Origin of the sequence: Saccharophagus sp. K07, from assembly GCF_014336955.1 — a bacterium.
Taxonomy (GTDB): Bacteria; Pseudomonadota; Gammaproteobacteria; order Pseudomonadales; family Cellvibrionaceae; genus UBA5868.
Genome location: NZ_QRAI01000001.1, coordinates 841,384 through 855,175, shown reverse-complemented (window position 1 = coordinate 855,175; position 13,792 = coordinate 841,384). Strand labels below are relative to the sequence as shown.

The 13,792-nt window shown below is 49.9% G+C and carries 9 protein-coding genes; 2 read left to right on the top strand and 7 right to left on the bottom strand.

The genetic code is table 11. The features are described 5' to 3' along the window. Positions 1–64: 64 nt before the first annotated feature. From DWB84_RS03590 to DWB84_RS03575, 4 genes are all read right to left on the bottom strand, one after another. A complete protein-coding gene (locus DWB84_RS03590) occupies positions 65–538 on the bottom strand; it encodes a Dps family protein (RefSeq protein WP_187408368.1) in 474 nt (157 codons plus the stop codon). 303 nt (positions 539–841) lie between these two features. Then, positions 842–1,435, bottom strand: coding sequence for a hypothetical protein (locus DWB84_RS03585; RefSeq protein WP_187408367.1), 594 nt, complete (start codon positions 1,433–1,435; stop codon positions 842–844). A 133-nt stretch (positions 1,436–1,568) separates the two neighbouring features. After that, positions 1,569–2,150, bottom strand: a complete 582-nt coding sequence (locus DWB84_RS03580; RefSeq protein ID WP_187408366.1) for an NUDIX hydrolase — start codon at positions 2,148–2,150, stop codon at positions 1,569–1,571. A gap of 18 nt (positions 2,151–2,168) precedes the next feature. Then, entirely contained in the window at positions 2,169–3,248 is a 1,080-nt protein-coding gene (locus DWB84_RS03575; protein WP_187408365.1) for a CvpA family protein, read from the bottom strand. Positions 3,249–3,493: 245 nt separating this feature from the next. Between DWB84_RS03575 and gcvP the strand changes: the two genes are divergently transcribed. Together gcvP and DWB84_RS03565 are read left to right on the top strand one after the other, a co-directional pair. Next, positions 3,494–6,382, top strand: a complete 2,889-nt coding sequence (gcvP, locus tag DWB84_RS03570) for an aminomethyl-transferring glycine dehydrogenase (RefSeq protein WP_187408364.1) — start codon at positions 3,494–3,496, stop codon at positions 6,380–6,382. 252 nt (positions 6,383–6,634) lie between these two features. Then, positions 6,635–8,569, top strand: a complete 1,935-nt coding sequence (locus DWB84_RS03565) for a hypothetical protein (RefSeq protein ID WP_187408363.1) — start codon at positions 6,635–6,637, stop codon at positions 8,567–8,569. A 19-nt stretch (positions 8,570–8,588) separates the two neighbouring features. On the opposite strand, the gene DWB84_RS03560 is transcribed toward DWB84_RS03565, so the two are convergent. The 3 genes from DWB84_RS03560 to DWB84_RS03550 all read right to left on the bottom strand — a co-directional run bounded on the left by DWB84_RS03560 (position 8,589) and on the right by DWB84_RS03550 (position 13,788). Further along, on the bottom strand, positions 8,589–10,556 hold the full coding sequence (locus DWB84_RS03560; protein ID WP_187408362.1) for a serine/threonine-protein kinase: 1,968 nt from the start codon (positions 10,554–10,556) through the stop codon (positions 8,589–8,591). Positions 10,557–11,857: 1,301 nt separating this feature from the next. Beyond that, positions 11,858–12,187 (bottom strand): hypothetical protein, encoded by a 330-nt coding sequence (locus DWB84_RS03555; RefSeq protein WP_187408361.1) that lies wholly within the window; start codon positions 12,185–12,187, stop codon positions 11,858–11,860. Positions 12,188–12,393: 206 nt separating this feature from the next. Then, a complete protein-coding gene (locus DWB84_RS03550; RefSeq protein ID WP_187408360.1) occupies positions 12,394–13,788 on the bottom strand; it encodes a methyltransferase domain-containing protein in 1,395 nt (464 codons plus the stop codon). Positions 13,789–13,792 lie beyond the last annotated feature (4 nt).

The following is a 13,792-nucleotide window of genomic DNA, read 5'->3' as shown; positions in this document are numbered from 1 at the left end:
TTCACCCCGCTCCAATAAAAAAGCCCCTTCTGGGGCTTTTTTATTGCTTGATGTTGCTGGCTGACTATTGGCGCAGGGTCGAGCGCAGCATCCAAGCGGTTTTTTCGTGCACTCTCATACGATCCGACACCAGAGAAATGGTGGATTCATCCGCCGCGTCTTGTGCAGTTTTCAGTACTTGGCGTGCAGTCTTGACGACTTGCTCATGCCCGTGGGTCAGGAGTTCCACCATTTTTTCCGCAGGCGGAACACCTTCCACTTCTTCGATGGAACTCAACGCAGCAAATGCTTTGTAAGTGCCCGGCGCGTGTACACCCAAGGTGCGGATACGCTCGGCAATATCATCCACCGCCGTGGCGAGTTCGTTGTAGTGTTCTTCAAACATCAAATGCAGTTCGCGAAACTGAGGGCCGGTAACGTTCCAGTGGAAATTATGGGTCTGCAAATAGAGTGTGTAAGTGTCTGCCAGCAACTTTTTTAAGCCTTCCGCGACATTTGTACGATCGTTCTCGTTGATACCTATATCAATCTTGAGCATGTCTCTTTCCTCAGCAGGTTAAAACAAAACCAAATGTGTTCTGCAGTTTGCGCGATTTACCAGCCTTCGCATAAACATCGTTGTTAAGCGTTTGCGGTGATTGTCACACCGAACCTTTGCGGGCACTGTTACCAAGACAACATTGGCGCCCCACCCTTTGATTAATGATAGACCCGTTTGGCCTCCTATCGCGAAACATTACCATCTCGAGATTGAGCCTTCTTCCCATCATCACAGTCAGTTTGCGCGTAATCGCACCGGTCCTCCAATTAAATAAATCTTTCTTATCGATTGGCTTTTTTTTTAAGGAATTAATGGGTCATTTTGGCTCGCAGTTTCGCCCAGCACTAGATGATTCGGATCCAGTATTTTGATAAATGCGAGGGTACGCGTGAAAAATTCCCCGGTGGCAGGCTGTTCACGAATTTCCCAGGCCATAATGGCGGGCTCATCGCGATAGAGCCGCCCACTCATGGAATTGCGTCGCTGAAGGATCTGCTTGATAACGTGGGTATAGGCCACGTAGGTTTTGCTGTGAATATCGTACAGATCCTCACCATTTTCCTCATAAAACCTTGCCAGCCGGTTACTCCCTTCGCGATCAATAAAAGACAACAGCAGGCGCAAACCATATTTATCCGCCAACACAATCATACGGTCGTAATGCAGCATGGCATTTTCATTGACGCGGGGAAGACCTCCGGGAAGCGCAGGCGGCAGAATATGGAATTCTCCTTCGCAGGTTTCATCAGCAAGTGTACTGACCGACAATGCAACAACCCGCACGGCATTATGACCGGCATTAATCAGGGATTTAATCTGATTTTCCGTTACGGGCTTACATACACCGTCAGCGTGCTCCACTTGATGCAATTCCAAAGCAGACAGTTCCGCCAATTGGAACTCTTTTTTTCCGTCCAGATACCTGTATCCATCGTAGGTAATAAACGATTTAGTTTGCGTGGCACAGGCTTGCAACAAGAGGAGAACAACAACGCAAAAAAATCGGCTCAGCATCATTTATTACAAATCAGGTAGTGAGATAACGCTTGTCAATCGCCAAGCGCAAGAGAGCCGCAATACTGAGCGCGTCGGTAATTTCGCCATTCACCACCATTTGAATGGCTTCCTGCAACGGCAGTTTGCGCACCTCGATATCCTCCGTTGCATCAAGATTCTGCGCACAGGGCGATAATCCTCTGGCCAGATACAGCACTCCGGCCTCATCCGTTACCGAGTTGGACGTGTGAATTCTCAGCAACTCCTGCCACTCGCACGCTTGCAAGCCAGCTTCCTCCGCCAATTCCCTTTTGGCACATTCCAGCGTCGACTCACCCTCTTTCGCGCCGCCTTCCGGAATTTCCCAAGTAAATTGATTGAGCGTGTAGCGACTTTGGCGCACAAGCCAGGTGTTGCCTTCGTCATCAACAGGAACCACTCCTACTGCGGTTCCTTTGAAATGGACCAAACCGTAAATTCCGTCGGTGCCGTTGGGAGTTTTAACCTCCTCATGAAAAACCTTGATCCAGGGATTTTCATAAGCCACACGGGAACTAAGGCGCTGCCATCCGCCAACTCTGAGTTCTGGATCGTCTGTTTTTTTATCGCTCATAATAAGACGCCTTGTGAATTAAAAATCGAGTGGCTCTGCTGAGGCTTTTCTATCCTCTGGCACATCTTGCTCGCCCGTAACATGCACATCACCTTCCGCATCGCGCCACTGGTACAAGCGTTGCGCATTCAACTCCTGAATAAGTGCCGTGTCGCGCCCCAACAGCGAAAATAATTCTTGTCCTTTGCTGAGAAGAGATGGCGTGATATTTCCACTTCCCTGCATAAAAGCTTGCAGTTCCGTGTCATTCAATAACTGAGCTACCTGAGGGTGGGATTTCAATTGTTCTACACGATTCCAAATATCTACGGCTTCCTGAGCGATTTTTTCTTCGCTCCATCCAGCGGAATCTGGCGCAATCACTTTGCGCAACTCTTGTACCGCGGGCTGTTGCAATAATTGCTGGAATTCTGGTGAGCGTTGTAACGCCGCGGAATCCTGCTGCGCAACAAGTTCCTGTACATGTTCACTTTGTATTAATTGTTTGAATTCGGATGATCGCACAGTGGATTGAACTTCGGCCATAACACGTGCTGGACTTTCAGCAACTGCCCTCGAAATACCAGCCAAGGTCTCAGAGCCGCCGCTTTGTTTGACATTCCAATTCACCCAATAAGCCATTAGACGGCGCGACCAGGTCACCGCTGGCGATGAGGTATCAATACGGGCGGCATTTTCTCCGCCCGCTCGTTCCTGGCGTAGATTCCAGCTGTCCGCCAAAAAGGCTGCACCCCACAATAACACTGCGCCTAATACTGCACCGTAGCCAACGCTGATTACCCCTCCTCCGAGGCGATCAAAAAGACGACTGCCAATCGGCAAAGATTTTCCGACCGCCAAAATAAGCAATCTAACGACAAGACTCACCACGATAAAAATGAGCGTGGCTCCCATGACCCACCAGACACTTCTGCCGATTTTTAGCGAGGCAAACTGCTCAACGAAATAATCTGCCGTCCATGCCCCGAAATACACAGAGGCGAAATAGCCTAAAAATAGGCTTGCTGCAGCCGCAACGGATTTCCAAAAGCCTTTCAGTATTCCGAGCAGGAGAAAAATTCCCACCCAAATGATTGCTCCTATCGTGAAGTAATCCACCAGTTTCCCCTCGTATTTTGCAAAAACAATCGCCTCAACAATGTATACCTAACATAGCGTAGCATCCCGCCACTGCCAGGAAGTTTGCTACTATACGGCATCTAGTTTTGGCCGACGGCGATTCCTTGCCTCCAGTTCGGTTACAACTGATCTTGTTGCTCCCTCAACTGATCGTGTTGCCTCAACTGACCAAGTACAGTCTGCTTTCGTTTTGTCCCTATTTTTTAAAGTACGGAACCCCTGCTATGACCAACCCCGTTGATACCTTTGCCCAGCTTCAGGACTCCGGCGAGTTCATCCGACGTCACATAGGCCCGGATAGCGCCCAGACCTCCGCGATGCTGGAGACACTCAAGGTAGCCTCTGTGGCAGAACTGATTGACCGCACTGTTCCCGCTGCGATTCGTTGCGAAACCACTCGCGCGCTGCGCCCCGCTATTTCCGAGCAAGCCGCTCTGGCCGAACTGAAGTCCATCGCCGCACGCAATCAGATCTTCAAAAATTATCTCGGTCAGGGGTATTACGACACTCATGTACCTAACGTCATCCTGCGTAACGTGTTGGAAAACCCGGGCTGGTATACCGCTTATACCCCATATCAGCCAGAAATCGCTCAAGGCCGACTGGAAGGCCTTTTGAACTTCCAGCAAATGATCATCGATCTGACCGGCATGGAACTGGCGAACGCCAGTATGCTGGACGAAGGCACGGCTGCTGCCGAAGCCATGGCCATGTGCAAGCGCGTCGCCAAGAAAAACCGCTCTGATACCTTCTTTGTCAGTCGCGACGTGCATCCTCAGACGCTGGCCGTTGTGCGCACTCGCGCGGAATATTTCGGCTTTGAAATCGTTGTGGGAGATCCCGAAACTGATCTGGCCAACTGCGATTGTTTCGGCGTTCTGCTGCAATATCCCGGCACCACTGGCCAAGTGCGCGACCTGACGCCGATCATCGAAGTGGCGCACGCGAAAGACGCGCTGGTCACAGTGGCCGCCGACATTCTGAGCCTAGTAGTACTCAAAGCTCCAGGAGAGATGGGCGCTGATATTGTGGTCGGCACTAATCAACGTTTCGGTATCCCTATGGGCTTTGGCGGTCCCCATGCCGCATTCTTCGCGTTCCGCGACGCCTACAAACGCTCCGCACCCGGCCGCATCATTGGCGTTTCCATAGACGCGCGTGGCAAACAAGCGCTGCGCATGGCGATGCAAACCCGCGAACAACATATCCGCCGCGAAAAAGCCAATTCCAACATTTGTACCTCACAGGTACTGTTGGCGTTGATGAGCACCTTCTACGCGATTTACCACGGACCTGAAGGCCTGAAACGCATCGCCAACCGCGTGCATTTGTCAGCCAAGATTCTGGCGCAAGGGCTAAAAGCGCAAGGCTATAAACTGCGCTACGAAAACTTTTTCGATACGCTCACAGTAGAAGTTGGCGATAACCAAAACCCGCTGATTGAGCGCGCGGAATCGCGCAAAATCAATCTGCGCCGGGTAGACAAAAACGCCATCGGCATCAGCGTTGATGAGACTACCACCAGCAGCGATGTCGAAACTCTGCTAGAGATTTTTGCATCCGCACCGCACGCCCAAGATCTCGGCGTTCTGGAATCGCGCGCGCAGCAGACGGAAGCCATTCCGGCCCAGTGCAGCCGCAACTCGCCTTTCCTTACGCACCCGGTCTTCAATCAATATCACTCCGAAACCGAGATGCTGCGCTATTTGAAGCGCCTGGAGTCGCGGGATATCGCTCTCAATCACGCGATGATTCCACTCGGTTCCTGCACCATGAAACTCAACGCCACTGCGGAGATGATCCCGGTTACTTGGCCGGAATTCAGCCGCATGCACCCGTTTGCGCCCATCGAGCAAGCCGCCGGTTACGTGCAATTGTTCAATGAGCTCCAGGAGATGCTGAAAGCCTGTACCGGCTATGACGCCATCAGTTTACAACCCAATGCCGGCTCTCAAGGTGAATACGCTGGTCTGGTGGTGATCAAGCGTTATTTCGAAGCCAAAGGCGAACAGCGCGAGATTTGTTTGATTCCCGCCTCTGCCCACGGCACCAACCCCGCATCAGCGCAAATGGCTGGATTAAAAGTCGTTGTGGTGGGCTGCGACAGTGAAGGCAACGTGGATATCGACGATCTGCGCGCGAAAGTCGAACAGTTCGGCACCAATATCGCAGCCCTTATGGCCACCTACCCTTCCACTCACGGGGTGTTCGAAGAACAGATTCGCGAAATTTGCGAGCTGGTGCATAGCGTAGGGGCGCAGGTGTATATCGACGGCGCCAATATGAACGCACTGGTTGGACTCGCGGCCCCAGGGGAATTCGGTGGTGACGTGTCGCACCTGAACCTCCATAAAACCTTCTGTATCCCACACGGCGGTGGCGGCCCCGGCATGGGCCCGATTGGTGTGAAAGCTCACCTGGCGCCCTACCTCCCTGGGCATCCGGTGCAACCAATTCCGCAAACCGATGCGCGCAACGGCACTATTTCCGCCGGCCCCTGGGGCTCGGCGAGCATCTTGCCGATAAGCTGGATGTACATTCGCATGATGGGCGCCGAAGGCATGAAAAAAGCTACGGAGTACGCCATTCTCAACGCGAATTACATAGCCAAACGACTGCAGGATCACTATCCCGTGCTCTACACCGGTCGCAACGGCTTTGTCGCCCACGAATGTCTGCTGGATTTGCGCCCGTTGAAAGAAGCCAGTGGCATCAGTGAAGAAGACATTGCCAAGCGCTTGATGGATTACGGTTTCCACGCGCCGACCATGTCATTCCCGGTTGCTGGCACGTTGATGATCGAACCGACCGAGAGCGAGTCCAAGGTTGAGCTTGATCGCTTCTGCGACGCCATGATCGAAATTCGCCGGGAAATTGCCAGAGTGGAAAGCGGGGAATGGCCGGGCGATAACAACCCGTTGAAGCACGCCCCACATTCTCTGGATGACGTGATGGATGAAACTTGGGACCGTCCCTACAGTCGCGATGTAGCCGGCCGACCTCTGCCCTACTTAAGAGCACATAAAGTTTGGCCATCCGTAAATCGCATTGATAACGTGTACGGCGATCGAAACCTGGTGTGCAGCTGTCCGCCGATTGAGTCTTATCAATAAATAATTCCGGTTGATGGAGCCGCTGCTCCATCAACCGCGTCACATTTCGTTGATCGTTTAACCAACTCACCGCACCTTTATTGCGCAATTTCTCAACACACCCGAACGAAACAACTACAATAAAGCCTTTTTTCTTATGGCGGGTAAATCCTTGAACCCGCGCATCAAACTGAATAGAGTAGCGGCAAGCTGACCCCTCTATCGTTTGCAACCCGGGGCATTCCAACCACGAATAACGAAACACAAAACATTATGCGTGAATACGTGAAACTGATCATTGTGATCAGCTGGATATTTCTGGCGAGTTGCAGCAGCAGACCTACCTACGACCAATCTTTGGCCGGTTTAACTGCCGAACAAGTGCAGAGCACAACTGATGTGGAGCAAATTAAAGAGTGGCAACGCTCCCTCGAGACTTTTCTCGCAAACACAGATACGCAGCAGCATCCCAACGAATTTGCCTTGTTGCAGGAATTAAATCACCGAACCATCGAGTTGCAGACGCAGCAACTCGAAAGGGATCTAAATAAAAAACGCATCAAAGCCAATGGCGATTATCAAGGCAAAATTCCACTGCCAGATATTGAGACTCTCAAACAAGAACTAAGCAAAGACAATAAGATTTCGCCTTCACTGCTGCCGCAGATCAACACTCCCATTGTGCGCGAACAATTCGCCACAGAAAATTTAATTACCCGCTTGAAAACAGAATCTAATCGCTCCGATTTAAAAGCTGAGCGACGCGCCACCATCTATCATCAATTGCATGTCCTCACCGGCGAGAACCAGTGGCAAAATGCTCGTGACATGCAAATGGATGTCATCATCAAAGCCATTTACGCTGCGCAAGAAAAAAACAACTTAAGTAAAAATCTGGAAGAAAAAATCGACTTCGTCCGTTCCATATACCCCGATGAACCAACCAACATTGTCGATGCAATGCAGGCCGCCTACGCCAAGCTTTTTAAAGGCCGGTATATTCGCGCTCAAGCACGCGGCAATATGGATGCAGCCTATAAGGTTCTGCAGGATCTCACTGAAAAATCCGATTACAAAAAAATTGTCGAAAAACTGCGCCCCGATGCTCCGGGAATTGCCGCCATGTTTTCCGCTTATGTAGCCGACAACATCCATTCAAGGCGCAATCTCTCCCAATTGTTTCAGTTGTATCACCAGGAGATTGAGGTTCGACGCATATTGGGTCTACCGCAGGAGGTCAACCCACGCACTCCCGACCTGATCCGACAAATCGCACAAAAATATGACGAGGTGAGCCCTAAAAATTCATACGCTGGCCTCGGCTTGCTCTATGCACAAGAAATCATTGCCCCCAATAGTGCTGACCTTTTCAGGCAACTTACCCAAGTACAGAGCACTACCTTGAAGAGTGTGCGAGTTACACAATTTCGCTCGCGCAGCGAAGTCGAAAATTATGGAGATGTGATCACATCGCTGGTCGTGCAACATCTGCAAGATTCTGTCGGCGATCAAATTCACATAGTCGAAGCTGACGCACTACCTACGGACGCAGTTATTCGCGGCAGTGTGTTGGAAGCCAAAGTAGATGAAACCCAGACGCGCAATAAAAAACAGATGCGTGTTACGGTCGGAGAATATGAACGCCCCAACCCAGCCTATATCGAATGGCTCAAACTACCGCCGAAAGAGCGCGCCAAACAAGAAATGCCGGAAGAAACGCTTAAAGAAGCCAAGCAGGAAAGTATTTATATCACCAATACGCTGCATCGAAAGGTGGGCGTACTTGCCGTCAGTTATCGCTTAATGGATGCGAAAAATGAACGAGTGATTTTCCCCGACAGCATCACACTGCAATCCGAACACGAAGACGAGAGCAGCGAAGGGTTGGAAGTGGGCGAATTGGTGATTCCCTATAAAGTGGCAAAATTGCCAAATAATGCAGAAATTTTGCAAAACCTTACTACAGAGGCAGCCCGAACCGTGGCTGGTAATTTGGCAGCGGTTTTGCGCAATCAGGAAAACGAATATCTGAAGATGGCCGATCGTTTTGCGGCACAGAACAACTGTCCACTGGAAGTGGAAAATTTGGCCAAATCCGTCGCCCTGTTACAACTCAAGCTTGATCGCGATCCTAAGAATGAAAGGATAATTGAACGCATTCGCAAGCTGCGCGAACGTTTTGCTGAACGAACACTGGCTTGTTTCTAGAAAAGCGTGGCTTAAAGGTTTATCGGCCGTACTCGATCAATTTATTGATCGCTTGTATATTATTTGGATCCAGATCGAGTATTTGCTGATATTTTTCTAGGGCATTGTTGCCGACAGGCGAGCGAATTCGCCCGGCTTCTTCATCCTGCTTTGCGGCAAGCAACAATTCTTGAATTCTCGTCAGGCGCTGTTCCGCAGCCAATAACAGTTCCTGTTCTCGTTTTGCTTCAATGGCAAATGCAAGCTTGGATTCCAAATTTTCATACACGGTGCGATGAGGCGAGATCTCTCGTGCTTCATCAAGATATGAACGTGCAGCATCGAGTTTTTTTTCATTGAGCGCGCGTTCCATCATCGCAATATAGGCGTCCGCAATTTTTTCCACGCCGGCTAAAGCTTCGGCATTATCAGGTTGCAACGCTAAAACCTCCTGATATTTGCTGTAAGCATTTTGGCCTGCAGGTCTGCGCAGGCGATAGCTTGTTCGCAAGGATTCCGCCTCTGCCAACAAAATAGAAACTTGTTCTGCGACCGCCGCAGCTCGCGCTGCAGCCTCTGCCGCCAACTGCTCTTTTTGTTTCGCACGAGCAAGCATATCCTCGGAGCTTGCAGGCTCGCCTGGAGCATATTCAATTTCGACCTTATTGAGCGGCAAGATCTTCGACACAACCGGATGAGAATCCAAACCCAATTTCTCTGCCGCTGCCCTGACCAAGTGGACATCTACCGGACCAGAAATATTATTTGTACGAGCAGATGAGATTTCCTCACTTAATGGCGCAAGCTGTTTACCTAGAGTGCCATTAACCAGTTGTTCCCAAATCGTCGCCGCAACGCCGCCAAAATTGGTTTCGCTTTGAAGCAATTGATTGGCCGGAATCACCAGCCCACCGAAAACAACCGCCCCCAACACAACAGCTTTAACGCCTGACTTCCGCTTCACGGCGAGCTTCGTAGATGCACCATAACCGGAATCCGTCATGTGCTCCGCACGAATCGTTTCGTTAAGCCCAGGCTTGAAATGAAACACCGTTTGATCAGAGCCAATTCGAGGTTCGATTCGCCCACTGGCTGAATGGGAACCGGTAACGGAATGACGTCCGCTAGTACTGCGTGTCACAGTCGGAGGCGCAGCTTTATGTGCAGCAGCCACATCAAGGTTGGTTAAATCCGGAGAATATTGCGATTTGTCGATCTGCTCCAGGGCCTCTATCACCTCCCTGGCGCGCTGAAAGCGATCCAGCGGCGATTTTTCCAGCATCCGGTTAATCACAGGCTGAAAACACGCGACCTCCGGCGGCAAGGCGGGCACCGGCTCACAATCCTGCAAATAGGCCGTGGTCACCATGTCTTTCCCGTCGAACGGCACATAATTGGTTAAGCAACGATAGAAAACTATGCCCAATGCATAGATGTCCGCCCGGTGATCCACCTCTTCACCGCGCAGATGTTCGGGACTCATATATTTGGGTGTGCCGAGAATCAACCCGGTTTGAGTGAGGTCCGATTGGCTCTCCAATTCTTTGGCGATACCAAAGTCGGTCAGAACCGCAGCACCATCCTCCCTGAACATGATATTGGCGGGTTTGATATCGCGGTGAATGATATTTTTTCGATGAGCAAAATCCAGAGCATCGGCGAGCTGGGTGATGATGCGCAGTGTTTCTCTGATCGACAAGCCCTGTTGCAAGCGATTGCTCAAGTCGCCGCCGTCCAGGTACTCCATTGAAATGTAGAAAAAATTCTCGTGCTGACCGACGTTGTAAACCTGCACTATATTGCTGTGATGTAACTTCGCAGCAATGACAGACTCTTGCAAAAACCGCCGACTAAATTCCTCGAGATCGTCGACGGCGGGGTTCAACACCTTCAGCGCAACATCGCGACCAAAGTTCTGTTGCCGCGCACGATAAACAGCAGCCATGCCGCCCTTGCCCAGCAAAGCTTCGATATCGTATCCAGGAATGCGAAGATCTTTCGGTATCACAACATAGTCCGTAGAGTTTGCCGGCTATCTTAACTTAGGCAGCGTTATATGGGTAACCAAAGACGCTTACCTAAGTTTCTATATATTCGATGGCGGACAAAACCAAACGAAACAAATCTTAATTGGCTGTTTTTTCGCCAGACAACATCTTTTGATTTGTGAAGTAGTTTTACAATCGACTCATTTAAGATATCAATCACTGCGCTGCTGGCTAAAGGAGCATGAATCTCAGTCGATTACCGGCTGCTAGCTACTAAGGGAAAAACAGGTATGACGCCCGAGCCAAAACGCATCGGAGAGCTGGGAAAGTAGCTCCAGTTACAGCTGGATAAACTGGAGCTACGGGCAAACAAAAACGCAAATTTCGCATGACCACTAATAACAACCATAGCCTGCCGATAGCGGAGAACATTCTTGATCGGCGGTTTAACCCAGTCGCACCAAATCTGCCGTGGGGGCCGACATTACATCTAGACTGCAGGATGGCTGTACCTGGCGGCAATCATTGACTTGTATTCGCGGCGAGCTATTGGTTGGGCCATGGATAAACGGCTAAAAAGAAAGCGGCTAAAGCTGAAACCTTGCCGCTTGCATTCAGGTCGTTGTGAAGGGCTTTCTGAAGGCATTTACAACTTTTTAATTGGGGTCTGTCTCCGATTATCCTGCTTCAACTTGAATAAAGGGCACGCAGAAGACAGAAAAATGAGTGTAAAAAAAGAACTTACCACCGAGCACAGCAATCCATATAAAAAGCCAAAACGTCCAAAAAAATAGGCAAAAGAAAAGAAAAACATTGCTGTAGCAACAACGCCTATTAAAAGCCTTACTATTGCGAAGACTCCAAACGTTACACCACACTCACTACACTGAAAGCCTTCTCCATCTACCGCGATTTTTAGTTTCTCAACCAGGGGAATTGCATGTTTTCCACAATTCGGGCAATTCAATAACTGCATATCAATTTGTTCCAATTACCAATCCAGATAAGAGCGATACCGGATCTCAGACACCCTGATCATACAAATTATGACCTCTACCCAAAGAGGATATTGTCAACAAACTAGCAGCGCTTCCAACCCAAACTGTGGCATATAACGCACCAGTTTTTCTTGAAAATAACTTCAACCCAAATGCCCTTTTCATTACCGTAGTTGTCGCCATACCAACCGACCCTTGAGCAAATGCGGCCATTGGCTCGATAAGGCCGGGCTGGCGGTTAAAAAGAAATGCCCGGCTGGAGTACCGGCCAGGCTCATCAAGCAAGGGGCAAAGCCCAAAGTTCGATTCGACTTCTTCGTACTTTAATTCCTAACCACCGTGAATGAATCAACCAGCTCTCTCGTACAATTTTTGACGATAAACACAAAGCTATTTTCGTACATAACTATTCGACCATCGACAACCTTGATGGGAGAAACCACTAGTCTCGTGACGCCTCCTTTATCAGTTAAAACCGGATCGTCAACATTAAAAAAGGGCAGCATTTCAGCGCCGACGTTTTCCCTTAAGTACGGCAAGACATAAGTTTCTTTAAACTCATCGGTGTACTGAAACTGACAACCCTTCTTAGTTATTGTGCACGCCTGCAACATCAAGAAAATAACGAGTGCAGAGATTATCTTACGGTTCATAAGCTATCTCCGCTCTCCTTAGGTGGCTTTTCCCTGTTCATAGCGACCCAATCAGTTGCATAAATCAGTGGCTTGCGCCCTTTCGGCAAGCCACACACACGAGCCTCAAACCGAGAGTACTGCTGGCATGCTCTAGATAGCAGCAAATACCCTTCCTGCTTCCCCGCAAGTGATTTTCAACCCGCCAACTTCCTGAAACAAGCTAATCACTCTTTTTCAGGCGCATCAGCCATCTGTTCCAAGATTTGTCCGAATAAAGCCACCACCGCTTCTTTTGCATCCACACCGGGAGGCAAAGTTGGCTGCACCAGTTGCGCAATCAAATAAATGCTTCTTTTTCCGTCGACAAGACTCAATACATTGCGAATAAAGTCGTGGCCCATTTCACATTGGAAATCGATCTGCGGAACTGGCTGGTGGTGCATTACGAGCCAGGCGGGCGTCAACCATTCAGCTGTCTTTCCAGGCTTCGCCACAGGTCGTGGCTCCGTGCGCTTGCGGGCCGAAAAGGAAAATACCTGCTCATGGTGATAGCGCGCATTCAAGGGCGAAGCCATATGGGCAACTTCTTCGACGCTTTGTTTTTCCACCTCGAAACCCGCCATCTGGGCAAAATCTAAAATTTCCTCGGCGGAGTATTTCAATTCAAAACTCAGCTGCCCGGAATATAATAAAGGCCCAGTGTTGATCCAGTAACCGCCAGGTTTCAGCAAATAATCGATCACCGCAATAAGGTCTTTAACATCTCCGCCCGTCACATCCAGCAACCACGAAGTCACTATCGTATCCACGCTGCTTTCTTTGAGCGGCATATTCCAGACATCAGCCCCCAAGGCAAACCAGTTTTTGTGCAATCCCTCTGGGTCGTCCGGCGGATTCATAACCCAGGATTTGGAATAGGGATAGCCGATCTGCGGATAGGTATAGAGTTCTGGCAAGGTAATGGAGTGGCGACGCTTGATCAGCGTTTGAGCGCAAATCAAAAGAAAGGGATTGATATCCGATGCAATGGTGTATTGCGGTTTAAACGTTTTGTGCAAATCCCAACTCAAGCGCCCTGCCCCGGCGCCAAGAAACAACATTTTCTCCGGCTGCAACTCCGGCCAGATTCCGAGCACCCGCTGCAAATTCGCGTCGTTCACATGGGTTTTAAAGTGTTTGCTCGGTTCTGCATCCCACGCCCAGTCGCGCAGAATGTGGTGGTAATACTCGGTGGGGTTATCGACGGTCATTTTTTCAAATAACTCACTGCGCTGACTGCGCAATCCCCCGTCTTTCAGCAAGCCCATGATCATTTCCAGGCTTTCTTTCATCGCATCATAGGCCTGCTCCAACCGCTCCCGGCTGCGCGGCGACACATCATATCCCTGAAGGATGTAATCCAAATGCTCCAGCGCATCTGCACCCTGGGTTTCCATCATGGCCATTTGATGCTGCCAAAGATTTTTTTGCTGGATTCCGGTGGTGAATACGCAAGGTATTTCTCCCAAGGGAAAAAATTCGCTGTTGCACCCATGGCAGTGAAATGAACTCAATTCCTGAGCACATATAGGGCAAATCAATACCCCTGAAGGAAAAATAAAATCGGCTTTTTCAGTCATCGCT